The sequence below is a fragment of the Leptotrichia shahii genome (assembly GCF_008327825.1).
GTDB classification, from domain to species: Bacteria; Fusobacteriota; Fusobacteriia; order Fusobacteriales; family Leptotrichiaceae; genus Leptotrichia; species Leptotrichia shahii.
In genome coordinates, this window is the sequence record NZ_AP019827.1 from 2017428 (window position 1) to 2044073 (window position 26646).

Here is a 26646-nt window from a genome sequence, read left to right on the forward strand (position 1 = left end):
AAGAGGTACAGCTTTGAAATTTAAATTTTTTGATGAAATAAATTCAACAAATACATATTTACGACGACAATTAAGAATCGAAGAGTTTGAAGTAATCGTAGCCAAAAATCAGACAGATGGAAAAGGAAAAAGAGATAGTACATGGATTTCAAGCGAAGGCGCCGCTCTCTTTTCCTTTGCTATCGAAGACCGTTATGAACTAGATGAAAAAATTACAATTTTCACAGGATATATTGTTTATAAAGTATTAAAAAATTATATAGAAAATAAAGACAAACTAACTTTCAAATGGCCAAATGACATTTATTATGAAAATAAGAAAATATGTGGAATACTTTGTGAAAAAGTAAGAGATTATATAATAATCGGAATTGGAATAAATATAAATAACACCGATTTCGGAATATTCCGTGAAAAAGCTATTGCACTTGTGGAAATCACAGGAAAAAATCATTCAGTACAAAATATAATAGAAGAAATTGTAGAAACTTTTCAAAATGAACTCTATAGCTTAAACCGAGAATGGGAAGATATATTACAAATTATAAATGAGAATAGTTATTTAAAAGATAAAAAGATAATAATTCAGCAAAATGGGAAATTTTCTGGAAAAGAATACAAATTTTTGCGTGTAGACAGAAGAGGCAAAATTTCTCTAATCGCTAAAGGTGATAGTGATGAAATAAAATTTTCTTCGTTAGAATTTAAAGTTTTATAAAATATATTCAAACACGTTTAAAATTAGACTATTAAAATTATATAAACTTAAGGTTTTAGTCCGATTTTGAACAAGTTTTACTATAAAAAAATAAAAAGGAGTATCCTCTTAATTACAAAGGATATTCCTTATTTTTTACAACTCGCCATTTTTCTTCATTTCCTCAAGAAATCTATCAACTCCAGATTGCCATGCAGGAATCTTTTCTCCCAGCAAATTTTCTACCTTGCTAGAATTCAATTTTGAATAAGCTGGTCGTTTTGCAGGAAGATTAAAGTCATCTGTTTTAGCTTTTCCTAATGTTCCTTTCCAGCCAATTTTTTCCAAAACATACTTTGCCTGATCATATTTACTTGCAATTCCGTCATTTGTGATGTGATACAATCCAAATTTTTCAGTTTGGATTAGTTTCCAAGAAAACTCAGCTAAATCTGCCGAATAAGTTGGAACCGATACTTGGTCATCTACAATATTTAATTCATCTCTAGATTTACTCCAATTAATAACTTGCTTGTTAAAATTATTATTTGCTATTCCAAATACCCACGAAGTACGTATCACAAAAGACTTATCATATGTTTCCAAAACACCTTTTTCTCCTTGAGCCTTCGATTTTCCATACTCTGAGATTCCATTTGTCCTGTCATCCTCCACATAAGGAGAATTTTTCTTCCCATCAAATACAAAATCTGTTGAATAAGTAACAAAAACTGCCCCAATCTCTTTAGAAACCTCAGCCAATTTCTTTGGTGCTTCAGCATTCAACAACCAAACCTTTTTGTCAGTCTCAGCTTTATCTACATCATTGTATGCCGCACAGTTTATTATATGGGTAATTCCTTCATTTTCTTGAAAAAATTCTTTTAAATCTTCATCGTTTGTGATGTCTAATTCCTTGTAGTCTGTTGCGATATATTCAATATTTTTTTTATTGAATATTTTTTTGAAGTCGTGGCCTAGTTGGCCGTTTGAACCGGTTAGTAGTATTTTCATATTATTCCTCTAATTTTCTATATTTCACATTTAGTTAATTTTTTTAATATTCTTTTATCTTATCTCTTAATTCAGAATATCTATCTATTAATTGTTTTATTGTAGGTAATTCTCCTCTTGTTTTGTCAGTATAAACAATGTCATCTCCCAAAACTATGACACCCCTACAAATGTTTTAGCACAGCCAATTGCATGTCCTAAACCTAGTATGTTTTTTTGCTTTACATAATAAATATTTGCTAATTTTGAAATATCATTTATCACTTTTAATAAATCTTTTTTCCCTTTTTCTTCAAGCGTTTTTCCCAACTCAAAAGAATAATCAAAATAATTTTCTATTGAAGTTTTATTTCCTCCCATTATAATAAATATTTCTTCAATTCCTGAATCTACTAATTCTTCAACTAAATATTGTAATGCCGGTTTATCCGCTATTACTAACATTTCTTTAGGCTGTGCCTTTGTTGCTAGCAATACTCTTGTTCCTAATCTACAGCAGGTATCACTGACTTTCTTATTTTTTTCTTTCATAATTTTTTCTCCTAAATATAATATATTCCCTATTTTAAGTATACCATATTTTTTAATATTTGCGATTATCTTCTCATTTCCAAGATTATAATTTAGACTTTTATTCTCTTCCAACATTTTTTCCATATCCAAAATATGTACTCTTTCCAAATCATAAATATGAACAAAATCTCTTATACAAGTACCGTTTTTCGTTGGATAATTATCTCAAAATATTTTTATGTTCTCTCTTTTTTACGTTAGCTGTCTGTAAAATTAATAGAATCAAATGAGTTTTAGGAACATGACCTTCCCCAATTATTCCTTCCTTATCGCTCCCGCTTACATTAAAATATCTTAAAACAACATTTTTTAAGCTATAAGCTGTGTCATAATCTTCAAGTATTTTCTCTACCATTAATTTACTCTTACCATACGGATTAATTGGTAACTGCTGATGTTTGTCGTCTATTTTTTCTTTAACTGGTTCTCCAAAAATTGCTGCCGTAATATCTTCTGTTTCAAATACTTCTTTTAATTTTTCTCTATTTCTCAAATTACCTTTTATAAATTTTACATTCAATATCTCAGCTACTTCTTTATTTCCTTTTGATAAATTAACACAAATTATTCAATTATACCCACTTTTTTTAATACTTTTTATATGATTGATAATTCACTTCTAAAGTATCAAATAAAGTTTCATCTAAATCACATAAAATTAATTTATTTTTTTCAATTCTCATCACCATACATTTCCATAACATTAATATTTTAGACATTATTACTAACTGATTTGCCCCAAAAGCATCATTTGAATGAATATACCTACTCCTTTAAAATTATACCCTTTTATTGTTAAAAATAATGAAAACATATAATATGAAAAAAAATACAAAATCCACATTGATATTGTTAATAATACTATTTTTATTTTATTTATTTTTTTGAAGGTATCTTTAAAATTCCATCTTAATAATTATAATTTTTAGTTTCAAAGATTTACTCTATAATTCTCAAACATCAAATTTATATAATTTTGATAATTTATTATTAGAGTTTAAATTTTTTTTAAACTTAATTCTTAAAGTTGTATTACTATGGTTTAAGTTTTATATTTAGGAGGGCAAAATGAAAGTAATGAATAAAAATATGAGCATATCAAAATGTATGGATATTTGGTTAAAAAATGAACATAATTATATAAAGGAATCAACTTACTTTCTTTATTTGACAATTATTGAAAATCATTTGAAAACGTATTTTAAAAGAAGAAGAATGAATACAATCTCAAATAAGGATTTTCAGTCTTTTGTTTTGGATAAATTAAATTTTGGAAGATTAGATGGCAAGGGAGGACTATCAAAAAAAACTGTAAAAGATATGACAGTTGTGTTAAAGTCTGTATTAACATTTGCAATGAAGCATAAAATTATAGATAAGACAGAATTTGAATTTAAAATCCCTAGGAAGGAAAAGACTAGAAAAGTTGAAGTGTTTAATTTTGAAGAAAGAAAAAAAATTTGCAAGTATGTAAAAAATAATCTTTGTGACCAAACTTTGGGAATACTTATTTGTATATGTACTGGACTTAGAATAGGGGAAATATGTGCATTGAAGTGGGAGGATGTGAATTTACGAACTGAAGTTATTAGTGTTAATCATACGATTCAAAGGATATATATTAATACTGCTAGAAAAAGCAAAATTATCATTTCATCACCAAAAACAGAAAGTTCAAGACGTACAATTCCCATTGCCGCTGAATTAATGCCTTTATTACAGCAGTTTAAATCTAACAGTAATTTTTACGTTATTTCTGGCAAGAAAAAGTATATTGAGCCAAGAACCTACAGAAAATTTTTCAAAAAAATGTTAAATATTTTAAAAATCTCAAAATTGAAATTTCATTCACTAAGGCATACTTTCGCAACACAAGCTATTGAAAATGGCATAGATTACAAAACTGTATCCGAAATTTTAGGACATGCTTCTGTTGGAATAACTTTAAATCTGTATGTCCATCCTGATTTAGAGCATAAAAAAGAATGTCTGAACAAAATTTTTAATAATTTGGTAAAAGAATCTTAAAAACTGATCTATGAAAATATTAAAATAAAAAATAAAACAAAAACTTGTAGAGTACAGCTTTAAACAATGATAAAGTTATTTTTAATTACCAATTCAAAAAATTTTTTTGAAGGGTTGTTTACTTGAATTTGGGAATAAAATGTGATATACTCATACTGTAATTATTTGTAGAATATAGTAGTTTTATTTTGGATAAATAAGTAAAAAATATTAAAAATTTTATGCAGGAACAAAATATTATTGTTTCTGTTTTAAGTTAAATTTGCTATAATGCCGAGATATTTACGGTTTATTGCCGTAATTTTAGATTAACGGCTGTTAAGTGAGGATGGACTATGAAATTAAATAAAGATATTCGGATACGTATACTTTATATACTTGTTTTATATATTATTTACAGTCTTTTACTAGATAAATATAATTATGTAGCAAAGTATCTGACCAATTTTATATTTATCCTGTTCATATTTGTAAAATTTATATTCGGACAGCTTGATTTCTATGCGGAACGTTTTAGATATAAAGATGTGTTTATAACACTGGGGATTGATATGATATTTTCAGTTATGTTATATGCCTTTTGGAAACAACTTAATATTTTTTATATCTATTTGATAATTTTTATATTCCAGATAATTTTCAGAAAAATAGTATGTTCTATTTATATGAAAAAGCAAAATGTGTTAATATTTGGTTCTAATCATATAAAAAATAATGTTCAAGAGGACATTATCAATACTCTTGATTATAATTATGTTGGTTACATTTCAAATAATAAAAGCAGGGCAACAAAATATTTAATTGGAAATTACAGTCAGATGGAAGAAATTATATCTAAAAAGGAAATTGATGTATTGGTTATTGTGAAGGATATAAAAAGTCCTAGTTTCAAAAAATATTTAAAAAGGATTTTTGATTTAAAAATCAACGGATTGAAAATAATAAATTATGAAGAATTTAACGAAGACATCCAAAAAAAAATAGATATAAATCAAATAAATGAAGAATGGCTCTTGCAGTCAAATGGATTTGATATTTTAAGTAATGAAATGCAAAAAAATATAAAGCGTGGAATGGATATAATTCTTGCACTCACTTTAATGGTGTTTCTGTCGCCACTTGCATTAATTACTGCAATAATCATTAAGATAGAATCTAAAGGACCAGTCATATTCAAACAAACTAGAATAGGTGAAAATATGAAGCCCTTCAGAGTCTATAAATTCAGAAGCATGAGGATGCACGATCCCAAAAAGCACTCCAGATACACGCTGGATAACGATGCGAGGGTCACAAAGTTTGGAAAGTTTATGAGAAAGACAAGAATTGACGAGTTGCCACAGCTTTGGAATATCCTGAAGGGAACGATGAGTTTTATAGGTCCACGTCCAGAATGGGATATCTTAGCAAAGGACTATGCCCGAAAGATAAACCACTACAATCTAAGGCATCTCATAAAACCAGGAATAACAGGCTGGGCACAGGTAATGTTCCCTTATGGAGAAAATCTGGAAGATGCCAAAAAGAAGTTGGAATATGATTTATATTACTTAAAACATCAGGATTTTATACTTGATGTGCTTATTGTTATGAAAACTGCTAAGGCTGTTTTACTTGGAAAGGGAAAATAAACTAATTTTAGGAGGTCTCTCATGAAAGGAATTATTTTAGCTGGTGGAAGTGGAACAAGACTTTATCCCCTAACAAAATCTATTTCCAAGCAAATATTACCTGTTTATGATAAGCCAATGATTTATTATCCTTTGTCTGTTCTTATGCTGGCAAATATAAAAAATATTTTAATAATCTCTACTCCAAGAGATATTTTACTATTTGAAAGACTTCTTGGAAACGGAAAACAGCTGGGAATTAATATTAAATATAAAATTCAGGAAAAGCCAAATGGAATTGCTGAATGTTTCTTAATTGGAAAAAAATTTATTGGCAATGACAATGTAGCTTTAATTTTGGGAGATAATATATTTTATGGAAATGGGTTTTCAAAAGTTCTTGAAGATTCTGTTGATTATTTTCAAAATTTTAAATTAAAAAAATCAAATGATGGCGGTGCAATGATATTTGGATATCCAGTAAAAAACCCTGAAGATTATGGTATTGTTGAGTTTGATGAAAATAATAAGGTAATTTCACTAGCAGAAAAACCAGCAAAGCCTAAATCAAATTTCGCAGTGCCGGGGCTGTATTTTTATGATAATACAGTTATTAAAAAAGCTGAAATATTAAAACCATCAGAACGAAATGAGCTGGAAATAACATCTATTAATGAACTCTATTTGTCTTGCAATAGATTAAAAGTAAAAACTCTTGGGCGAGGGATGAACTGGTTTGACACAGGAACTCCAAAAGGTCTGATGGAAGCAGCAAATTTTGTAGAAGCTATACAAAATAGACAGGGCTTCTATATTGCTTGTCTTGAGGAAATTGCCTATACAAAAGGATGGATAACAAAAAAAGAACTTACTGAAATAATAGATAAATTGAAAAATTGTGATTATAAAAAATATTTGGAAAGTTTGATGCTATTACCTATCTAAAGATAAATAGCAAATTTACTATAATTCTAAAATTATAAACTATTTAATAAATAAATTAAAATAAAAAAAGGAGGAGTAATATTGACTTCTGTAGTAATAATGGCTGGAGGAAAAGGAGAAAGATTTTGGCCAAAAAGTAGAATAAATTTACCAAAGCAATTTTTATCTTTAACAGATGATGGAAAATCTATGATTCAGCATACTGTTGAAAGGGTAAAAAGTCTTGTAAATATTGAAAATATCTATGTAGTTACAAATGAAATGTATAAAAATCTAGTTCTAAAACATGTCCCAGACATACCTGAGGAAAACATTATCATTGAACCTGCCGCAAAAAATACAGCGCCTTGTATTGGACTTGCCGCAATTCACATTGCAAAAAAAGATATAAACTCAAAAATGATAATCTTACCTTCAGATCATCTGATTAAATTCAATGAAATCTTTATTGACACATTAAAAACAGCTTTAGATGTTGTGGAAAAGGGTGATAATCTAGCAACAATAGGAATTACTCCTAATTATCCTGAAACTGGATATGGGTATATTAACTTTACTAAAGGTGAAAGTTTTAAAGACAGTACAAATATTTATGAAGTTTTACGTTTTGTAGAAAAACCAAATTTAGAAAAAGCAAAAGAATACTTAACAAGCGGACAATATTTATGGAATAGCGGAATGTTTGTGTGGAAAGCATCAACTATTTTAAAAAACTTTAAAGAATATTTACCTGAAATTTATGAAGGACTGCAAAAAATTGGAAAATCAATAAATACAGGAAAATATGAAGAAGTATTAAAAAAAGAATTTTTAAATCTTCCATCAGAATCCATAGATTATGGAATAATGGAAAAAGCTAAGAATATTTACGTCATTCCAGGAAATTTTGGATGGGATGATGTAGGAAGCTGGCTGTCTCTTGAAAGGATTAATAAAACAAATCAAGATGGAAATGTAATAACAGGAAATGTAATAAGTATAAAAACAAAAAATACAATAATTCAAGGAAGTGATAAACTTATCGCAACTATTGGATTAGAAGATATAGTGGTTGTAGATACTGATGATGTAACACTAATTTGTCATAAGAACAATACTCAAGAAGTTAAGGAAATTATTAGTAATTTGAGAATTTGTAATAGAAATGAATATTTGTAAAATAAAAAGATAGGAGATAACGTATGAAAAAAGCTTTAATTACCGGAATAAACGGTCAGGATGGTTCATATCTGGCAGAATTGTTATTAGAGAAAGGATATGAAGTCTATGGACTTATGAGAAGAAAAAGTGTAACTACTTTTGGAAATATTGAGCATAGAAAAGATGAAATTAAATTTATATATGCAGATATGACAGATTTAGTCTCTCTAATAAATGCAATGAAGATTTCTCAAGCTGATGAGGTATATAACTTAGCAGCACAATCATTTGTTGGAACTTCTTGGGAACAACCAGTTGCAACAGCTGATATTGACGGAATTGGTGCATTGAATATGTTAGAAGCTATTAGAACTGTAAAACCAGAAGCAAGATTTTATCAAGCCTCTACAAGTGAAATGTTTGGATTGGTTCAAGCAATTCCTCAAACTGAGGAAACACCATTTTATCCAAGAAGTCCTTATGGGGTAGCAAAATTATATGGACACTGGATAACTAAAAATTACAGAGAGAGCTATGACATGTACGCATGTTCAGGAATATTGTTTAATCATGAATCTGAAAGAAGAGGAAAAGAATTTGTTACTAGAAAAATAACAGATGCAGTTGCCAGAATAAAATTAGGTGTACAAGATGTTTTAGAATTAGGAAACTTAGATGCAAAAAGAGACTGGGGACATGCAAAAGATTATGTGAGAGCAATGTGGCTAATGTTACAGCAAGATAAAGCTGATGACTATGTAATTGCAACAAATGAAACTAGGACAGTTAGAGAATTTGTAGAAACTGCGTTTAAACATGTAGATATTGATATTGTTTGGGAAGGGGAAGATGAGAAGGAAATTGGAAAAGATTCTAAAACTGGAAAAACGGTTGTTAGAGTTAACCCTACTTTTTTCAGACCTGCTGAAGTTGATCTTTTAATTGGAAATCCTGCAAAAGCTGAAAGAACTTTGGGATGGGAAAGAAAAATATCGTTTGAAGAATTAGTAGAAAGAATGGTTAAAAATGATTTAAAATTAGTAAAAAAATATATGGAGATTAAATAATATATGAAAATATTGATAGATTCATATGAGTTAAATAATAAAAATTATAACTTAATGAAAACATTAGTGTACAATCTAAAAAGTAATGATAATTGTGAATTAAGTTTGTTATGTCGTGATGAACAAATAAAAAGTAAATTACTAAATGATAATGAATTTTTCGATTTTGATATTAAAATTTTTAATGATGATTTAAAAAAGTATGATTTCTTTATTTCTGCAGTAAATGACAAACCAGACTGTATAGCAAATCATAGCAATATAACAAGTATTGCTCTACTACTTGATTTAATTCATCGAATAGAATTTCAAGGAGAAGGATTTACAACTATTAGAGAAAATACAAGATTTTTCCGAATGTATGACTACTATATTAGTGCATATGATTATGGAAATAGTAAATATAATTCTGTTTTAGAACTCGATTTAAAAAAACAAATTATTTTTGATTTATATAAATTTAGTACTAACTATACTGAAAAAAATGAATTAAACTTTCGAAAAAGTGTCTGTACAAAGAAGTTTTCTGAATTAATTGTAGAAAAAATGTTGGAAATAATGAATCAAAAGAATAACAACCCTTTAGTTTCAATAGTCACAATAACTTTTAATTTGATAAAAAATAATAGAGATAAAACTATCATAGAATGTTTAGACTCTGTTAAAAATCAAACATATAAAAATATTGAACATATTATAATTGACGGAAACTCAACTGATGGAACTTTAGAATTAATAAAAAAATATGACAAAGAAAATAAATTAAAAATATTTTCCGAAAAAGATTCTGGAATATATGATGCAATGAATAAAGGACTTAAACGATCTAAAGGTAAATATATAGTATATCTGAACTCAGATGATTTTTATTGTAGAACTAATGCTGTAGAAGAAGCTGTCATGTTAATGGAAAAAAATAAATTAGATTATTTGTTTGGTGATGCTAAGGCATTAACTGAAGAAAAAAAAGAAACTACGTGGATTGCAGATATAAATAATCTTCCTTATGCAATGAACTATTGTCATCAAACATTATTTGTAAAATCGAAGATTATGGAAAATTTAGGTGGTTTTGATTTAAAATATAAAGTTTCTGCAGATTCAGACATAATGATAAAGTTGTATGTACAAAAATATAAATATAGTGTATTAAGAAATCCATATATTACATATCGTTTAGGTGGTTTATCTAGTGAACAATCTAATCAATCTAAATTGGATCATTCTGAATCATTTTACGTGAATATAGGAAGAAATATTGGATTAACAAAAAAAGAATGTGAAGAAATTTGGGCTATGAGATTTATTCAATTTTACCCTGTGAGACATCAACTTTACATATTAAGAAAATTATCAAAAGTTTTTGATACAGATGAAATGATGTTGAGATTAATGATGAATTATAATAATGAATTGAGTTTAAAACAATCTATTAAAAGAATCGGAAAAATAGTTTTTCAAAAACTAAAAAATATTCTAAAAATAAGGACTTTATTATGAAAAAACAAAAACTTGCATATATAGGACATGAATATCATAACAAAACTCAATCAACACAGTTTCTAATTGAAATTTTTAAAACTAAATTTGATGTTGATGTATTTACTTTTGATATGGAACAACAAAAATTTAATGGTGATAAAGATACAAATATAGAAGAATATGATGCTTTGATTCTATTTCAAATGCCAATATCTGTTAAATTATTAAAAGAAAAATTTAAATTTAAAATAGGCTCTTATTTCCCAATGTATGATGGAACTGGAGAAGCTTCAGAAGAGTTCTGGATACAATATAAAGAATTTAATATAATAAATTTTTCATATACTTTACACAAAAAACTTTTAAGATTAGGATTCTCAACTTATTATATTCAATACTTTCCCAAACCTATAGAAATTAATGATTACGGGAAAAGAGATAGTATATTTTTTTGGAATCGAAGAAATTTAATAAATGTAAATTATTTAGAAAATATAATAGAGGCACTTAATACAAAAAAAATACATTTACATATGGCAATGGATCCAAATGAAAAAAAAGTAGAAATAAATAAATCTATTCAAGAAAGATTTTCACTAACATATTCTACTTGGTTTGATACAAGAAAGGAAATGCAAAAAATTATTGAATCTTCTTCAATTTATATTGCTCCTAGATTTGCAGAAGGAATTGGAATGAGCTTTTTAGAAGCTATGGCAATGGGAAGGTGTGTTGTTGCCGTAAATAATCCTACGATGAATGAGTATATTATAAATGGTGTTACAGGATTTTTGTATGAATATGAAAATCCCAAAATTTTTATAGATACAGATATATTAGAAATTCAAAAAAATACTTATAATTATATAAAAGAAGGATACGAAAATTGGGAAAAGGATAAATTTCAGATTCTTGATTGGGTTTTAAAAAAAAATGAAATAATTCTTACACTTTTTGAAGAACCTAAAAACATTTATAAAATATGGAATATAATATCAATTACTAAACGAATGAATGGCTCTTTTTATTTATATAACAAGATAAAATTAAGTCCTAAAATGGTAATTTTTCTAAAAAAAGTATATAAAAAAATTAAAAGAAAGAGTGAGTGAGATATGAATTTTGAAACTGGAAAGTATTCCATTACTTCTGTGAAATGGGATATAAAATTAGAAAAAAGATTGAAGTCAAAAAAATATTTAGAAAGATATGGATTTAAAGTTTATTCTCAAAGTGACGAAGATGGAATAATTGAAGAAATTTTTAATAGAATAGGAACAACAAATAAAAAATTTATTGAATTTGGTGTAGATTATGGATTAGAAAACAATACACATTATTTACTTTTAAAAGGATGGAATGGTTTATGGATAGAAGGATCTAGTAAAAATTTTGAAACAATAAAAAAGAAATTTAAACCCATCATAGCAAAAGGAAAATTAAAAGTATTAAATAAATTTATAAATAAAGATAATATAAACGATATCTTTATAGAAAGTGGAGTAACAGGAGAAATAGATTTACTTTCAATAGATATAGATGGAAATGACATTTACGTATGGGATAATATTAATGTTATAAATCCTAGAGTTGTTTGCATAGAATATAATGGTAAAATTCCACCTTCGAGTGATTGGGTTCAACCTTATAATCCAGAATTTATTTGGGATGGAACAGATTATACGGGATCATCATTAAATTATATAAATAAAATTGCCAAAAAAAAAGGATACACATTAGTAGGAACTAGTGTCTCTGGAGTAAATGCATTTTTTGTTAGGAATGATTTATGTAAATTTAGATTTCATAAATCGAATAAAATAGAGGATTTCTATAATCCTGCAAGACATAACTTAGTTTGTAAACCAGTAGGACATCCTTCTTTTGCATATATAGGAGATAGGGATTCTGAAGAATTTTGGTATCAAAATGATCGTGACATCCAATATTTAGATGGTTTTAGTTATTTGGAAACTTTAGATGATGGTAGAAGTTTCTCATGGATGAATTCTTTAAAAAGTACTTTTCTTTTACGTAATTACAAAGAAAATGTTTATAAATTAAGTCTTTTGGTGCATCTTGATAATACCAAAATAATTTTTAATATAGAAGATAAGATATTTGAATATAATTTAAATGCAGGATTTAATGATATTGAATTACCTTTATCTAATAAAAAAAATATATGGTTAAAAATAATAATAACAACAGACAGGCTATGGTCACCAATGTCAACTGATACTCGAGAATTGGGAGTAGCCGTAATTTCTAAGGAGGTAAAATGAAAAAAGATTCAAAAATATATGTAGCAGGACATACTGGTATGGTGGGAAGTGCTATTGTTAGAGCATTAAAGGAAAAAGGATATACAAATCTTATATATAAAACTTCAAAAGAATTAGATTTAAGAAATCAGAAAGATACTGCTAATTTTTTTGAAAAAGAAAAGCCTGAATATGTTTTCTTAGCTTCAGCAAAAGTGGGAGGTATTGTAGCCAACAACACTTATCCTGCTGATTTTATGTATGATAACATGATGATTGAAATGAATACTATCAATAGTTCATTTAAGAATAATGTAAAAAAATTATTGTTTTTAGGAAGTTCATGCATATATCCAAGACTAGCTCCTCAACCGATTAAAGAGGATTCACTTTTGACAAGTTCTTTGGAGCAAACAAATGAAGCATATGCGTTAGCAAAAATAGCTGGTTTAAAATATTGTGAATATTTAAATAAACAATATAAAACAAATTATATAAGTGCGATGCCGACAAATTTATATGGATTAAATGATAATTATCATCCTGAAAATAGTCATGTATTACCTGCTCTTATTAGAAAATTCCATGAAGCAAAATTGACAAATAGTAAAAAAGTAATTGTATGGGGAACAGGAACTCCTAAAAGAGAATTTATGTTTGTAGATGATTTAGCAGAAGCATGTGTTTTTTTAATGAATAACTATGAAGGAAATGAGACAGTTAATTTAGGAACAGGAAAAGATATTTCGATAAAAGAATTAGCAATGTTGGTTTCAAAAATTGTAGGATTTAAAGGAACGATAGAATTCGACACTTCAAAACCTGATGGAACACCGAGAAAGCTACTAGATGTTAGTAAACTTAATTCATTAGGTTGGAGATATAAAACGGAACTAGAAGAAGGAATAAAAATAACATATGATTACTTTTGTAAAGAAAAAAATTTAAGAGGTGATAAACATTAAAGCTTTAGTAATTGGAGCAACAGGATTTGTTGGCAGTTATTTAATAGAAGAAATAAAAAATTCTCTTTTATGTGATATAATTGCCACTAATTTAGAAAGAGAAATGATATATCAAAATAATATAATCCTAAAGAAATTAGATATATTAGATTATAATTCAGTATTTTCACTTATAAATGAAAATAAACCTGAATATATTTTTCATTTAGCAGCTCAAAGCTCTGTATCTTTAGCATGGAAAAAGCCAGAACTTACAGCAGATATTAATATAAATGGCAGTTTAAATATATTAGAAGCTGTAAAAAATATTAATTATAATCCTAAAATTCTAATGATTGGCTCTGGAGAAGAATATGGTTATATAGAAAAAGTTCCTATTGTAGAAGAAACTCCATTAAAACCAGGAAATATATATGCTGTAACAAAAGCTTGCCAGAATATGATTTCAAAAGTGTACTGTAAAGCTTATGATATGAAGGTAATTATGGTTCGTTCATTTAATCACATAGGTCCTAATCAAAGTTCTACATTTGTTATATCTGATTTTTGTAAACAAGTAGCAGAAATTGAAAAAGGAGTAAGAAGTCCTATATTAAAAGTTGGAAATTTAAATGCTAAAAGAGATTTTTTAGATGTTAGAGATGTAGTACGAGCATATACTAAATTAATTCAATTTGGGAAAAGTGGGGAAACTTATAATGTTGGTAGAGGACAATCTATTAAAATATCTGAAGTTTTAAATATTATATTGAAAAATAGTAATAAAGAAATTAATGTTGAAATAGATAAAAATAAACTAAGACCTCTAGATGTACCTATTATAGAACCTAGTATAAACAAAATTTATACAGCGACTGGCTGGAAGCCTGAAATATCATTAGAGGAAAGTATTAAAGATATTTTAACATATTGGAGAAAAAATATATAAAAAATAGGTGAGAATATGAAATCATTAATAATAGGTTCAAATAGTTTTTTAGGATATTATTTAATGGACTATATAAAAAATAAAAAAAAAGAAGAAGTTTATGGTGTGTCATTTTCTAAAAATTCAAACTCTTTCAAAAATTATGAATTTGAATTTTTAGATATAAATGATAAAAATTCAATAAAAAAAAGATTAATGGAAATTTCTCCAGATAAAATTTATTGTTTAGATATAATAGATTCAGTTTCATATGTATGGGAGCATCCTAAAGAAGCAATAGATTTTCAAATAAAAGGAATAATAAGTCTACTAGAATCTATTAGAACTATAGATAAAAAAATATCAATATTTTTTACTGGTTCAGGAGAAGAATATAGTTTTAAAGGATTTGATAATATACCAATTTCAGAAAATACAAGTTTAGAGCCATTGAATGTGTATGCTGTATCTAAAAGTTGTCAAAATATGATAGCACAAGTTTATGCAAAAGCATATGGACTCAATATAATTATTGGAAGATTATTTAATGATGTTGGAGCAAGACAGACAGAAAATTTTGTCTTATCTAGCATTTGTAAACAGGTTATTAAAATAAAAAAAGGTTTGCAAAATCCTATTATAAATGTTGGAAACATAAATAGTGCAAGAGATTTTATTGATGTTAGAGATACCGTTAAAGCAATATATAGTTTATTAGAGTTTGGAAAACCTTCTGAAATATATAATATTGCAAGTGGAAAAAGCTTTACAATACGTGAATTAATAGAAAAAGTAAAATCAATATCTAAGATAGATTTTGATATAGTTATTGACAGTAAAAAAATTAGATTAAATGACATTCCTATAATTCAAGGAGATATAACTAAAATTATAGAACGAACTGGTTGGAGTCCTAAAATTAGTATAGATGAAACTATAAAATGGATTTTTGAATATTGGAAAAGTAAAATTTAAGAAAAAAGTTCAAACTATTTATTGGAGAAGAATATGTTTAAAAGAATAAAAGAAATTTTAAAGTTTAAAGAAATGATAAAAAGTTTTACTATAAGAGAACTTAAAACAAGATATAAAGGTTCTTTTTTAGGTTTTTTATGGACATTTGTTAATCCGCTTATGCAATTAGTGGTTTATTCGTTGATGTTTCCATTTATTTTAAAAATAAGTGAAAAAAATTATGCTATGTTTTTATTTGTAACTTTGATTCCATGGGGTTTTTTTACAAATTCGATTCAAGGTGCATGTGGAGTAATAATAGGAAATAGTAATTTAGTAACAAAAGTTTACTTTCCTAGAGAAATTTTACCAATCACTCATACATTAAGTGGTTTGTTTAATACTATTTTTAGCTATATGATAGTTTTTCCAATGCTAGTCATATTCAATATACCTTTAACTATAAACTTACTATGGTTACCAATAATATTGATATTTCAAACCGTTTTAAATTTAGGTTTTTCTTTGATAGTTTCAAGTATAAATGTTTTTTTTAGGGATTTAGAGTATTTAATAAATGTTGGTTTAATGGCCTTGTATTTTATGACCCCAATTATGTATAATATAAATATTTTACCATTAAAATATCAAAGAATACTTTTATTTTTAAATCCTATGGCTGGATACTCTATTTTATATAGAGATGTAACTTATTATGGAACAATGCCAAGATTAAGATTATTATGTTATTTAATATTTATATCTATTTGTATATGTGGTGTAGGATATGTCATATTTCAAAAATTACAAAAGAAATTTGCAGAAATATTATAATTTAGGAGTGTATTATGAAAGATGATAATATAGTTATTAATGTTGAAAATGTGAGCAAAAAGTTTAAATTGTATGCTGATAGACCTATGTCTTTAAAAGAGAAAATTGTGAAAAGAGTTAAAAAAAATACTTACAAAGAATTTTATGCTCTTAATGATGTCTCTTTTAAAGTAAAAAAAGGAAGTACAGTAGGTTTAATAGGGAAAAACGGAAGTGGGAAAAGTACACTATTAAAGATAATAAATAGAACCATGTTTCCAGATAAGGGAAAAATATCAATTAATGGAAAAATTGCAAGTTTAATAGAGTTAGGAGCTGGATTTCATCCAGAATTATCAGGAAGAGAAAATATTTATAATAATGCGACAATATTTGGATTTACGAAAGAAGAAATAGATAAAAGAATTCCTGAAATAATTGCTTTCTCTGAATTGGAAGAATTTATTGATAATACTCTTAGAACATACTCTTCAGGAATGTATGCTAGATTAGCTTTTTCTGTAGCAATTCACATTGATGCTGACATATTATTAGTTGATGAGATTTTAGGTGTTGGAGATATAAATTTTCAAGCAAAATGTGCTAATAAAATATATGAAATGAAAAATAATGGAACGACAATTATTTTGGTAACACATGATATGTCCACGATAGATAGACTTTGTGATTATGCTATTTGGTTGGAACATGGGAAAATAATAGCTGATGGAAGTCCTAAAAAAATAGAAAATAGATATTTGAAATTTATGGCAGAAGAACAAGAAGAAAGAAAAAAAATAGAAGTTGGGAAAAATATCAATAAACAAAATGACTTAAAAGACGATATTCAAGATGAAAATAATAAAATTAAAATAACACATTTAGGAGATCATTTTGGTAATGGGGATGTAATATTTACAGATTGTAAATTATTGGATGAAAAACATATTGATAGACGTTCTTTTAATACAGGACAAAAAATAAAACTGCAAGTAAAGTATTTGTGTCAGGTAGATCCAGATGATTTGCAAGTAAATGTTGGATTTGAAATAGCTTCTATAAATGGTACATATATTTATGGTACTAATACTTCAAGAGAAGGAAAGAAAAATTTAAAGTTAAATAAAAAAGGTACTATAGAAATTGAACTAGATAATTTAAATTTATTACCAGGTGATTATAGTATAGGAATAGCAATTGCAGATTTAGAAGAAAAAGCAACTTATGATTATTATAAAAATATAACTGAGTTTAAGATGTATAGTAATATACATGATATTGGATTAGTTAGGTTAGAACATAAGTTTATTGTAGATGATAAAAAAATTAAGTAGAATTTATATTTGTAAAAATTAAATTTTATTTTTTAGAAAGGATATAAAATTGTATAATAAAACTGAGAAAATAAAAAAAATTATTTCTTATTTAATGATAACTACTATTGTATTACTAATAACATATTTAAATTTTAAAAAATTAAAATTTGTAGAAGATCCAGACATTTGGGCAGAAATAAATTATGGAAAAGAAGTTTGGAAAACAAAATCTTTGTTTCCAAATACTTGGATTCCAGCAACTGAGCTTATGTTTTTTCGACCAGCAATAATATATTCCTTAATTTATGGATTAACGAAAAGATATATTTTATCTTATTCTATTTCTCTCACAATTACATTAGCATTAATAATATGGTCATATATATATATGCTAAAAGCATATAAATATAAAAATGATGTAATTTTGCCTTCAATTGTATTACTATTGTCCTTTGGTGGAGAATTTAGATCTTTTGCTATTTTAAATTTTCTTCTTTATGGTTATTATGGATTTTATACAATTACAACATTTTTAATAATTGGTTTTATTCAAAGAATATATGATGATGAAAAAATAAATAAGTATGTAATTATCTTAATATTTATTTTAACTTTTATTTCAGGAATTTCAGGAATAAGAATGTTAATATTCTTATATATTCCTCTACTGATAACATTAATTTTTAATAGATATATTTTAAAGAATGTGGAAATAAAAACTATTAAATATGGAATATATCTAGTGGCATTAAACATACTAGGTGTTCTGTTAAGCAAAATATTTTTTTCTAATACAATAATATTTAAATCCCAAGAAGTATTAACCGTTACCAAATTTTCAGATCTAATAAATATATTTTATGATAATATATCTTCCATACTTTATTCTATTTTAGGATGGTCAGGTGGAATGGAAATACAAAGTGCAAAAGCATTTGACATGTTGTTTAAAGGAATTCTATTTCTTTTTGTGATATTATTTATTTATAAAAATAAGGAAAAATATAAAAAAAATATAGTTGTAACATTTTTTATGATTTATTTGATTATTATATTTGGAATAAAAATTTTAATATATAGTAAAGTATCTAATGGATTTTATTGGTATTATTACCTAATACCTTGTTTATTCTCTTTTTTAATTTGCGATATCATACAAGAAAAAAAATATAAAAATAAAATGTTTTGTTTAATAGTTGTGATTTTTTTATCTAATATATTTGCTAGTGACACAGTTTATTTGGAGTATAAAAAAGATAACGAAATCAATGTGATTACAGATTATTTAAAGAATAATAACATAGAAGAAGTAGCAACTTTCTTTAATTTATCTGGGAAAATATGGCCTTATTCAGAAGGAAAAATAAAAATAGGACACTGGTATAATAGTATTATAGATATTAATGATATTAAACCTTTTTATTGGCTTGGTAATAGTAGTGTTTATAATTTTAAAGATGTACCAACAATAGTTGTTTTAAGTGATGATCAAGAAAAAATGCTTTTTAATAATTTAAATTCAAAATTGTATACTAATAAAGCAGAGAAAATATTTGAAACAAAACATTATAAAATTTACAAATTTGATATAAACCCTTTAGCAGAACTAAGAATTCCTAGAAAAAATGAAGAATTAGAGTTTCCACCCGCTAGTATTTTATCAATTGATTTAAAAAATGGTTATACAGAGGATAAACATTCAGTTAATTCTAAAGGATTAGATGGATTTGTTTTTTATGGTCCATATATTGAGATAAAAAAAGGTATATATAATATAGAACTTTATTATGAAACAACATTGTTAAGTATTCCAAATAATACTGAAATCGGTTATTTTGATATAATAAGTCATAATGATGATTTGGATATACAAAAAATTACTACTATAGCAAAAGAAAAAATCATTTTTAATAAATCTAATAATAAAGTTATTCTAAAAAATGTAATACTTTCTGAAAAAAATAATAAAAATGTAGAATTTCGTGTTTATGGATACAAAGGATATAAATTTAAGATTTATAAAATGAAAATTAAATGTATAAAATAATTGTTATTTATGAAGAAATCTAATGAAAGGAGCATGTTTTTAAAATTATCTATTAATTTATTTACATGAAGATAAAATGAAAGAAAAAATATTACTATTTATACCAATGTATAATTGTAAAAATCAAATAACAAGAGTATTGCAACAAATTGATGATACAGTAAAAGAGTTGGTTACAGAGGTTATAGTTGTTGATAATGGAAGTACTGATGGTGGTAGAAAGGCAGTATTAGAATATATAAAAAACACAAATAATACTGGTTTTATAAAATTATTAAAAAATAGAGAAAATTATAATTTAGGTGGTTCTCAAAAAGTTGCCTTTTCATATGCAGTAGAAAATAATTTTGATTATTTTATTATTCTTCACGGAGATGATCAAGGTAATATTCATGATTTAGTGCCTTATTTAAAATCAGGGGAATATAAACAATATGATCGTTTTCTGGGTTCAAGATTTATGAAAGGATCTAAGATACAAGGATATTCTAAATTTAGAACTTTTGGAAATAGAGTTTATAATTTAATCTTTTCAATATTTTTAGGGAGAAAACTTTATGATTTAGGTGCAGGATTAAATTGTTATAAAGTAAAGATTTTGAAAAATAAATTTTACATCAAGTTTCCTGACAGCTTAATGTTTGATTATATTATGCTTATGGCAAGTTCATACTATAAACATAATATAAAATTTTTTCCAATAACTTGGAGAGAAGACGATCAAGTATCAAATGTTAGAATGTTAAATCAAGCAATTACAACTTTAAAATATTTATTTTCTTTTTTCTTTAATAAAAAAAGTATAGAAACTAAAGAGTTTAGAAAAAAAATAATAGATAACTATGAAGCTACGGAGGTAAAATAAAATGATAATACTAGCTCATAGAGGATATTGGGAAAAATTGTCTGAAAGAAACACAGAAGAAGCCTTAAAAAAAGCATTTGCAAAAGGTTATGGAATCGAATCAGATATTCGTGATTACGATGGGAAATTAGTTATATCCCATGATCCAGCAAACAAAAATTGTATGCCTGCAGAAGAACTTTTTAAAGAACTTGCAAAATACAATAATAAACTTTGTTTTGCTATAAATATAAAAGCGGATGGATTAGGAGAAGAATTATCAAAACTTTTGAAGAAAAATAATATAACAAATTATTTCTGTTTTGATATGTCTGTACCTCAAATGATATATTATTGTGAGAATAATTTTAATGTCTTTGCTAGACAAAGTGAATATGAGTCTGAGCCTTTATCATTATATAAAGAATCTCAGGGTGTCTGGATAGATGCTTTTTATGATGACAGCTGGATAACAGAAGAATTAATTTCAAAACATATAAAAAATGGTAAAAAAATATGTTTAGTTTCACCAGAGTTACACTCTTTTCCATATTTAGAATTTTGGAAAAAGTTAAAAAGTTTTGATATAGACTATTCTAAAATTATATTATGTACAGATGTGCCTGATGAAGCAAACGAATTTTTTAATAAGGAGTTGATTGGATAATGATAAAAGCTATTATTTTTGATATGGATGGAGTACTTATAGAAGCAAAAGATTGGCATTATGAAGCTTTAAATAAGGCTTTATCTCTTTTCGGATATGAAATAAGCAGATATGATCATTTAGTTACTTACGATGGCTTACCAACATCAAAGAAACTTGAAATGTTAAGTATGGAAAGAGGATTGCCAAGAAAATTACATAAATTTATAAATGAATTAAAACAGCAATATACTGTAGATAAAATTTTTACAGATTGCTTTCCTATGTTTCATCATGAATATGCTTTGGCAAAATTAAAAAGTGAAGGATATAAATTAGCTGTTGGATCTAATTCTATAAGAAATACAATAGATTTGATGATGCAAAAAAGCAATTTAAAGGAATATTTAGATTTCTTTTTAAGTAATCAAGATGTAAAAAAAGGTAAACCAGATCCTGAAATTTATAATAAAGCAATAGAAAGATTAGGGTTAAAACCAGAAGAATGTTTGATTGTAGAAGATAATTTTAATGGAATTGCTGCAGCAAAAGCATCAGGAGCTCATGTAATGGAAGTGGAAACAGTTTATGATGTAAATTATGAAAATATAAAAGCACATATCAAAAAAGCTGAAGAGGGGGGTAATATAAATGAAAATAATAGTTCCTATGGGTGGAGATAACGAAAGTATCACAACACAATATATGCGTTCATTATATGAAATAGAAAAGAAAACAGTATTGCAGCATGTTTATGAACATTTATCAAAAATAGATAATGCTGAATTTATATTTATTGTAAAAAGGGAAGATGTTTCAAAATATCATGTGGATGATATGTTAAAATTATTAGTACCAAATGTAAAAGTAATTATAGCTGAAGGAGAAACGAAAGGAGCAATATGTACTTGTTTATTAGCTGTAGACAAAATTAATGATGAAGAGCCTTTGATTGTTGTTGGTGTTGATCAAGTGTTAAATATTAACTTGAATGAAGTTGTAAATAATTTTATTAAAAATGATTACGATGCTGGAACAATTATTTTTGAAGATATTCATCCAAAATGGTCTTATGTAAAATTAGATGAAAGTGGACTTGTTATACAGGCTGCAGAAAAAAGACCGATAAGTAAAAATGCAACTACAGGATTTTATTATTATAAAAAAGCAAAAGATTTTCTTGATTCAGCTACTACTATGATAAAAAAAGGAGCTAGTGTAAATGGTGTTTATTATGTTGCACCTTCATTAAATGAAATGGTTTTAAAACAGAAAAAAATTGGAGCTTATAAAGTTGATAAATCAAATTATTTTAATTTAAAAAAACAAAGAGGAAGAGAAGAATATGAAGATTATTTAAAAGGAGAAAAATAATGAAAGTATCACACATTAACGAAATGAAAGGTGGATGGTTTATAGGAAATTTTGAACCGACACTTTATAAAACGAATGATACTGAAGTAGCGGTAAAAGAATACAAAACAGGAGATTATGGTGTAAGACATTATCATAAAATAGCAACGGAATTAACAGTGATAGTTAGGGGAACTGTTAAAATGAATGATGTTGAATATAATGAAGGAAGTATTATAATTATGGAACCTGGGGAAAAAACGGACTTTTTAGCAGTAACAGATACAATAACTGTTGTTGTAAAACTTCCAGGTGTAAATAATGATAAATATATTGATAAAGGAGAGTAATAGAATGCTGAATATAGTAGTTCCTATGGCAGGAAGAGGAAGCAGATTTGCAAATGCAGGATACGATTTACCAAAACCATTAATAATGGTTCATGATAAACCGATGATACAATATGTTACAAATAATATAAGACCCAAAAAAGAACACAGATTTATATATCTTTGTTTACAGGAACATATCGAAAAATATGATTTAATAAACAAATTGGAAGAAATTTCACCAAATTGTATTATCGTTCCTGTTGATAGAGTAACAGAAGGAGCGGCTTGTACTGTTTTATTGGCAGAAAAATATATAAATAATGACGACGAGATGATGATAGCAAATTCGGATCAATATGTAGATATTGATATAAATGATTATATCAAAGCTCAAGAGGGATATGATGGGCTTATCATGACAATGAAGGCTGATGATCCAAAATGGTCGTTTATAAAATACGATGAAAATAATTTGGTAACAGATGTTCAGGAAAAAGTGGTAATATCTGATGAGGCTACAGTTGGAATATATAATTTTGCTAAAGGATCAGATTTTGTGAAATATGCAAAACAAATGATAGAAAAGGAAATCCGTGTAAATGGTGAGTATTATGTAGCTCCAGTATATAATGAAATGATAAAAGATGGGAAAAAAATAACATTTTATAATATTGGAAGTGAAAATAATGGAATGTACGGTTTAGGGATACCAGCAGATTTGAATAAATTTTTAAAAAATCCTATTTCAAAGAAAGAATTTTAAAATAATGAAAAAATTAATAATACAATTTTTTAAATTTTTATTGATTTCAGGAACGGGATGGTTAATAGATACAACAATATATACAATATTAACTGTTATACTTAAATATAATGTGATTTTTTCAAATATATTAAGTTCTATTCCTGCGATAACTTTTGTATTTTTTGTGTCTACAAGAAAAATATTTTTAACACATATAGGAAAATTCAGTTTAAAACAGAAATATCTAATATATATTTTATATCAGATAATTTTGATAGTAACAGTTTCGATAATTGGACAAATGTTGTATAATATTTCAGAACCTCTTTTGAATAATAAAGGTTTACTAAAGATAATAATAAAATTAACAATAACTCCAATTACGATGATAACTAATTTTTTTGTTATGAAGTTTTTGGCAGAAAAATTATAATTTTTAGAATTTATTATTAGAAATATAAGAGATGTTTTAAACTTTAAAAATTAAATTATGAAAAAGGCGATTATATATGAGAAAATTTAAAGCGTTAGAAAGTTTAAGGTTTTTTGCAGCGATATCAGTTGCATTATTACATATTTTTGGTATTTATGGTAAAGGTAATTTGATTCCATATTCTTTTATTTTATCTGTTGATTTTTTCTTTGTTTTGAGTGGATTTGTAATAACATATAAAGAATCAAAAAATAAAAATAGTTTAGATTATACAAAAGAATTTGTATATGGAAGAGTTATTAGGCTTTTAATACCATATATGTTAATAATTTTATTCTATTATTTATTTTTTAATAAATTTTTTTTGAAACGACATATAACATTGTTACAAGGATTTATAGAACTTTTTCTTTTGCAAATTATGGGATTAAATATAAATAACATTGCAAATTTAAGTATTTTAGATACTGGATTAGTAGCATGGGCTGTTGGATTAGAATTATACATAGGAAATTTTTATTTTCCATTTGTTCATTATATCAAAAAGAAAAGTAAAGTTTTACTATTTCTTTTATGTACGATAATATTTATAGTCTCCTTAAGTATTATTACTCATAATTCTGATAGATTTTTAGATGTTCATTATCAAGAGTGGCATGGAATTCCTTTAGGAATTTTTAGAATATTAGTTTCTTACAGTATTGGAACTATATCGGCATTAATTTACAATAAAATAAAAGAAATAAAATTAATATATAATGAAAATTTAGTTTATAGTGGTTTAGAATTGATAATCTGTCTGATATTATTTAGATATTACGGGAAAATAGATTATTATAGAGAAAATGAATATTTATTTCCTGTAATTGCAGGATTAATGATTATAGTTTTTGCACAAGAAAAAGGGATTTTATCTAATATTCTAAAAAAAATATATTATTTGGGGTCATTAAGTTATTCGATATATTTGTTGCATCCTATTTATATAGGAATCTTCAAATATTTTAATATGGAATTAGACATCTACTTAATTATTATTTATTTAGTTTGTATTATGTTAGGCTCTTTTTTATTTTATATAAATATAGAAAAATTTATAATAAAGTTTAAATATGATATAAAAAATAAATATTAAAACTATAATAATTAGATATACAATAATACTGTTAATGAATATAGCAATAATTTAGGAAATTGATATCAATGAAAATGGAAAAATTGTATTTAAATCTTCTACAAAGAGCAAAAGAAAATTATTCAAATAATAGCGATTTTAAAGATAATAAATTATTTTAACTAAATATATAAAGTTATAATTATTATAAAAAAGTCATATTTTTGAAAAATATAAAGAAAGAATATAAAACATGAATAAAAAAATAATAATAATTTCCGCTATCAATTTCAGTGAAGGCGGGCCCTTAACAATTTACAAAGAATGCTTAAAATATCTTGAAGAAAACTTCCTGGAAGAATATAGAATAATAGCATTAGTTCACGACAGAAATTTATTTTCAGAGTATGAATCAAAAATAGAATTTATGGAATTTAAGGATTCTAAAAAAAGTTACTTAAAAAGACTATATTATGAATATATTTTTTTTAAAAAGTTGTCGAAAAAATTGAAACCGTATTTGTGGCTTTCATTACATGATATGACACCAAATGTAGCAGCTGATAAAAGAGTTGTGTATTGTCATAATCCAATGATGTTTTATAAGATGACAAAAGAAGAAAGAAAAAAATCGTTTAAATTATTTCTTTTTTCAAAATTTTATAAATATATCTATAAAATAAACATAAAGAAAAATAACTATGTTATCGTTCAGCAGAATTGGATAAGAAAAGAATTTAAGAAAGCTTTTGGAATAGAAAATATCATTGTTGCACACCCGGAAGTTAATCTGGAAGCTTTAAAAATAGATAAAAATATTGAAATTGAGAAAAATAGTTTTATTTATCCCAGCTTTCCAAGAGTCTTTAAAAATTTTGAGGTGATTTGCAAGGCATCTGAAATTCTGGAGAATAAAAATATTAAGAACTTCAAGGTTTATTTGACAATAGATGGCAGTGAAAATATTTATTCAAAAGAAATAGTTGAAAAATACAAAAAACAAGAATGTGTCAAATTTATTGGACTACAGTCAAGAAAAAATCTAATGAATTACTACAATAAGACAGAAACAGTTATATTTCCATCTAAGATTGAAACATGGGGATTACCTGTTACTGAGGCAAAAGCGTTTAAGAAAAAGCTGATTTTAGCAGATTTACCTTATGCACATGAAACATTGGGAAACTATGAAGATGTATTTTTCTTTAATCCTGATTCAGCTGAAGAACTAGCTTTGAAAATGGAATCTGTTATTAACAAAAAAAATATTAGTTTTGACGGAAATATATGTAAGAAGATAGAACAACCTTATTCTAATAGCTGGAGAGAACTTTTTGAGATAATTTTAAAAAAATAA

26 protein-coding genes and 1 pseudogene are annotated in these 26646 nt (G+C 25.8%); 24 read left to right on the forward strand and 3 right to left on the reverse strand.

Annotation, left to right across the window (positions count from 1 at the left end; genetic code table 11):
- The first annotated feature begins 13 nt into the window (after nucleotides 1-13).
- The gene (locus F1564_RS09390; protein ID WP_018451062.1) at nucleotides 14-718 is read left to right on the forward strand and encodes a biotin--[acetyl-CoA-carboxylase] ligase; all 705 of its coding nucleotides are present in this window, start codon (nucleotides 14-16) and stop codon (nucleotides 716-718) included.
- Nucleotides 719-853: 135 nt separating this feature from the next.
- Here the strand turns inward: F1564_RS09390 and rfbD are convergent, their stop codons facing one another.
- From rfbD to F1564_RS10410, 3 genes and pseudogenes are all read right to left on the reverse strand, one after another.
- Nucleotides 854-1711, reverse strand: coding sequence for a dTDP-4-dehydrorhamnose reductase (gene rfbD, locus F1564_RS09395; RefSeq protein ID WP_018451063.1), 858 nt, complete (start codon nucleotides 1709-1711; stop codon nucleotides 854-856).
- A 64-nt stretch (nucleotides 1712-1775) separates the two neighbouring features.
- A pseudogene (locus F1564_RS10405) lies at nucleotides 1776-2229 on the reverse strand (sugar phosphate nucleotidyltransferase); the annotation flags it as partial.
- Between the two features lie 215 nt (nucleotides 2230-2444).
- Nucleotides 2445-2804: a GDP-mannose 4,6-dehydratase gene (locus F1564_RS10410; protein WP_018451065.1), complete on the reverse strand. Its 360-nt coding sequence runs from the start codon at nucleotides 2802-2804 to the stop codon at nucleotides 2445-2447.
- Between the two features lie 548 nt (nucleotides 2805-3352).
- On the opposite strand from F1564_RS10410, the gene F1564_RS09405 reads away from it, so the two are divergent.
- The 23 genes from F1564_RS09405 (at nucleotide 3353) to F1564_RS09515 (ending at nucleotide 26646) form a co-directional block, all read left to right on the forward strand.
- Nucleotides 3353-4312, forward strand: a complete 960-nt coding sequence (locus F1564_RS09405) for a tyrosine-type recombinase/integrase (RefSeq protein ID WP_018451067.1) — start codon at nucleotides 3353-3355, stop codon at nucleotides 4310-4312.
- Nucleotides 4313-4647: 335 nt separating this feature from the next.
- The gene (locus tag F1564_RS09410; protein ID WP_018451068.1) at nucleotides 4648-5943 is read left to right on the forward strand and encodes an exopolysaccharide biosynthesis polyprenyl glycosylphosphotransferase; all 1296 of its coding nucleotides are present in this window, start codon (nucleotides 4648-4650) and stop codon (nucleotides 5941-5943) included.
- 21 nt (nucleotides 5944-5964) lie between these two features.
- Nucleotides 5965-6867, forward strand: coding sequence for a glucose-1-phosphate thymidylyltransferase RfbA (gene rfbA, locus F1564_RS09415; protein WP_018451069.1), 903 nt, complete (start codon nucleotides 5965-5967; stop codon nucleotides 6865-6867).
- Between the two features lie 81 nt (nucleotides 6868-6948).
- On the forward strand, nucleotides 6949-8025 hold the full coding sequence (locus tag F1564_RS09420) for a mannose-1-phosphate guanylyltransferase (RefSeq protein ID WP_018451070.1): 1077 nt from the start codon (nucleotides 6949-6951) through the stop codon (nucleotides 8023-8025).
- 23 nt (nucleotides 8026-8048) lie between these two features.
- Nucleotides 8049-9074, forward strand: coding sequence for a GDP-mannose 4,6-dehydratase (gene gmd / locus F1564_RS09425; RefSeq protein ID WP_018451071.1), 1026 nt, complete (start codon nucleotides 8049-8051; stop codon nucleotides 9072-9074).
- A 3-nt stretch (nucleotides 9075-9077) separates the two neighbouring features.
- Nucleotides 9078-10574, forward strand: a complete 1497-nt coding sequence (locus tag F1564_RS09430) for a glycosyltransferase family 2 protein (protein ID WP_018451072.1) — start codon at nucleotides 9078-9080, stop codon at nucleotides 10572-10574.
- Entirely contained in the window at nucleotides 10571-11668 is a 1098-nt protein-coding gene (locus F1564_RS09435; RefSeq protein ID WP_018451073.1) for a glycosyltransferase family 4 protein, read from the forward strand. The genes F1564_RS09430 and F1564_RS09435 overlap by 4 nt, the downstream gene beginning before the upstream one ends.
- Nucleotides 11669-11671: 3 nt before the next feature.
- Nucleotides 11672-12841: a hypothetical protein gene (locus F1564_RS09440; protein WP_018451074.1), complete on the forward strand. Its 1170-nt coding sequence runs from the start codon at nucleotides 11672-11674 to the stop codon at nucleotides 12839-12841.
- Nucleotides 12838-13785 carry a GDP-L-fucose synthase gene (fcl, locus tag F1564_RS09445; RefSeq protein WP_018451075.1) on the forward strand — a complete coding sequence of 316 codons (948 nt, stop codon included), beginning with the start codon at nucleotides 12838-12840 and terminating at the stop codon, nucleotides 13783-13785. The genes F1564_RS09440 and fcl overlap by 4 nt, the downstream gene beginning before the upstream one ends.
- On the forward strand, nucleotides 13772-14713 hold the full coding sequence (locus F1564_RS09450; protein ID WP_018451076.1) for a GDP-mannose 4,6-dehydratase: 942 nt from the start codon (nucleotides 13772-13774) through the stop codon (nucleotides 14711-14713). Before fcl ends, F1564_RS09450 begins: the two co-directional genes overlap by 14 nt.
- Nucleotides 14714-14728: 15 nt before the next feature.
- A complete protein-coding gene (locus F1564_RS09455) occupies nucleotides 14729-15667 on the forward strand; it encodes a GDP-mannose 4,6-dehydratase (protein ID WP_018451077.1) in 939 nt (312 codons plus the stop codon).
- 33 nt (nucleotides 15668-15700) lie between these two features.
- Entirely contained in the window at nucleotides 15701-16480 is a 780-nt protein-coding gene (locus F1564_RS09460) for an ABC transporter permease (RefSeq protein WP_018451078.1), read from the forward strand.
- Nucleotides 16481-16494: 14 nt separating this feature from the next.
- Entirely contained in the window at nucleotides 16495-17793 is a 1299-nt protein-coding gene (locus tag F1564_RS09465) for an ABC transporter ATP-binding protein (protein ID WP_018451079.1), read from the forward strand.
- Between the two features lie 688 nt (nucleotides 17794-18481).
- On the forward strand, nucleotides 18482-19822 hold the full coding sequence (locus tag F1564_RS09470; RefSeq protein ID WP_149201938.1) for a hypothetical protein: 1341 nt from the start codon (nucleotides 18482-18484) through the stop codon (nucleotides 19820-19822).
- A gap of 76 nt (nucleotides 19823-19898) precedes the next feature.
- Nucleotides 19899-20687, forward strand: a complete 789-nt coding sequence (locus tag F1564_RS09475) for a glycosyltransferase family 2 protein (protein WP_018451081.1) — start codon at nucleotides 19899-19901, stop codon at nucleotides 20685-20687.
- Nucleotide 20688: 1 nt separating this feature from the next.
- Entirely contained in the window at nucleotides 20689-21333 is a 645-nt protein-coding gene (locus tag F1564_RS09480) for a PI-PLC domain-containing protein (protein WP_018451082.1), read from the forward strand.
- Nucleotides 21333-21995: an HAD family hydrolase gene (locus F1564_RS09485; RefSeq protein ID WP_018451083.1), complete on the forward strand. Its 663-nt coding sequence runs from the start codon at nucleotides 21333-21335 to the stop codon at nucleotides 21993-21995. Before F1564_RS09480 ends, F1564_RS09485 begins: the two co-directional genes overlap by 1 nt.
- A complete protein-coding gene (locus tag F1564_RS09490) occupies nucleotides 21964-22686 on the forward strand; it encodes a glycosyltransferase family 2 protein (RefSeq protein ID WP_018451084.1) in 723 nt (240 codons plus the stop codon). The genes F1564_RS09485 and F1564_RS09490 overlap by 32 nt, the downstream gene beginning before the upstream one ends.
- Nucleotides 22686-23015, forward strand: coding sequence for a hypothetical protein (locus F1564_RS09495; RefSeq protein ID WP_018451085.1), 330 nt, complete (start codon nucleotides 22686-22688; stop codon nucleotides 23013-23015). The genes F1564_RS09490 and F1564_RS09495 overlap by 1 nt, the downstream gene beginning before the upstream one ends.
- 4 nt (nucleotides 23016-23019) lie before the next feature.
- Entirely contained in the window at nucleotides 23020-23760 is a 741-nt protein-coding gene (locus F1564_RS09500) for a glycosyltransferase family 2 protein (RefSeq protein WP_018451086.1), read from the forward strand.
- A gap of 4 nt (nucleotides 23761-23764) precedes the next feature.
- Nucleotides 23765-24175, forward strand: a complete 411-nt coding sequence (locus F1564_RS09505; RefSeq protein ID WP_018451087.1) for a GtrA family protein — start codon at nucleotides 23765-23767, stop codon at nucleotides 24173-24175.
- Nucleotides 24176-24251: 76 nt separating this feature from the next.
- Nucleotides 24252-25310: an acyltransferase family protein gene (locus F1564_RS09510; protein WP_018451088.1), complete on the forward strand. Its 1059-nt coding sequence runs from the start codon at nucleotides 24252-24254 to the stop codon at nucleotides 25308-25310.
- A 232-nt stretch (nucleotides 25311-25542) separates the two neighbouring features.
- On the forward strand, nucleotides 25543-26646 hold the full coding sequence (locus F1564_RS09515; protein WP_018451090.1) for a glycosyltransferase: 1104 nt from the start codon (nucleotides 25543-25545) through the stop codon (nucleotides 26644-26646).

Coding starts and splice junctions, on each gene's coding strand:
- rfbD (WP_018451063.1), bottom strand. CDS start 1,711: ATGAAAATACTACTAACCGGTTCAAACGGCCAACTAGGCCACGACTTC.
- F1564_RS09405 (WP_018451067.1), top strand. CDS start 3,353: ATGAAAGTAATGAATAAAAATATGAGCATATCAAAATGTATGGATATT.
- F1564_RS09410 (WP_018451068.1), top strand. CDS start 4,648: ATGAAATTAAATAAAGATATTCGGATACGTATACTTTATATACTTGTT.
- rfbA (WP_018451069.1), top strand. CDS start 5,965: ATGAAAGGAATTATTTTAGCTGGTGGAAGTGGAACAAGACTTTATCCC.
- gmd (WP_018451071.1), top strand. CDS start 8,049: ATGAAAAAAGCTTTAATTACCGGAATAAACGGTCAGGATGGTTCATAT.
- F1564_RS09430 (WP_018451072.1), top strand. CDS start 9,078: ATGAAAATATTGATAGATTCATATGAGTTAAATAATAAAAATTATAAC.
- F1564_RS09435 (WP_018451073.1), top strand. CDS start 10,571: ATGAAAAAACAAAAACTTGCATATATAGGACATGAATATCATAACAAA.
- F1564_RS09440 (WP_018451074.1), top strand. CDS start 11,672: ATGAATTTTGAAACTGGAAAGTATTCCATTACTTCTGTGAAATGGGAT.
- fcl (WP_018451075.1), top strand. CDS start 12,838: ATGAAAAAAGATTCAAAAATATATGTAGCAGGACATACTGGTATGGTG.
- F1564_RS09455 (WP_018451077.1), top strand. CDS start 14,729: ATGAAATCATTAATAATAGGTTCAAATAGTTTTTTAGGATATTATTTA.
- F1564_RS09460 (WP_018451078.1), top strand. CDS start 15,701: ATGTTTAAAAGAATAAAAGAAATTTTAAAGTTTAAAGAAATGATAAAA.
- F1564_RS09465 (WP_018451079.1), top strand. CDS start 16,495: ATGAAAGATGATAATATAGTTATTAATGTTGAAAATGTGAGCAAAAAG.
- F1564_RS09475 (WP_018451081.1), top strand. CDS start 19,899: ATGAAAGAAAAAATATTACTATTTATACCAATGTATAATTGTAAAAAT.
- F1564_RS09480 (WP_018451082.1), top strand. CDS start 20,689: ATGATAATACTAGCTCATAGAGGATATTGGGAAAAATTGTCTGAAAGA.
- F1564_RS09485 (WP_018451083.1), top strand. CDS start 21,333: ATGATAAAAGCTATTATTTTTGATATGGATGGAGTACTTATAGAAGCA.
- F1564_RS09490 (WP_018451084.1), top strand. CDS start 21,964: ATGAAAATAATAGTTCCTATGGGTGGAGATAACGAAAGTATCACAACA.
- F1564_RS09495 (WP_018451085.1), top strand. CDS start 22,686: ATGAAAGTATCACACATTAACGAAATGAAAGGTGGATGGTTTATAGGA.
- F1564_RS09500 (WP_018451086.1), top strand. CDS start 23,020: ATGCTGAATATAGTAGTTCCTATGGCAGGAAGAGGAAGCAGATTTGCA.
- F1564_RS09505 (WP_018451087.1), top strand. CDS start 23,765: ATGAAAAAATTAATAATACAATTTTTTAAATTTTTATTGATTTCAGGA.
- F1564_RS09510 (WP_018451088.1), top strand. CDS start 24,252: ATGAGAAAATTTAAAGCGTTAGAAAGTTTAAGGTTTTTTGCAGCGATA.
- F1564_RS09515 (WP_018451090.1), top strand. CDS start 25,543: ATGAATAAAAAAATAATAATAATTTCCGCTATCAATTTCAGTGAAGGC.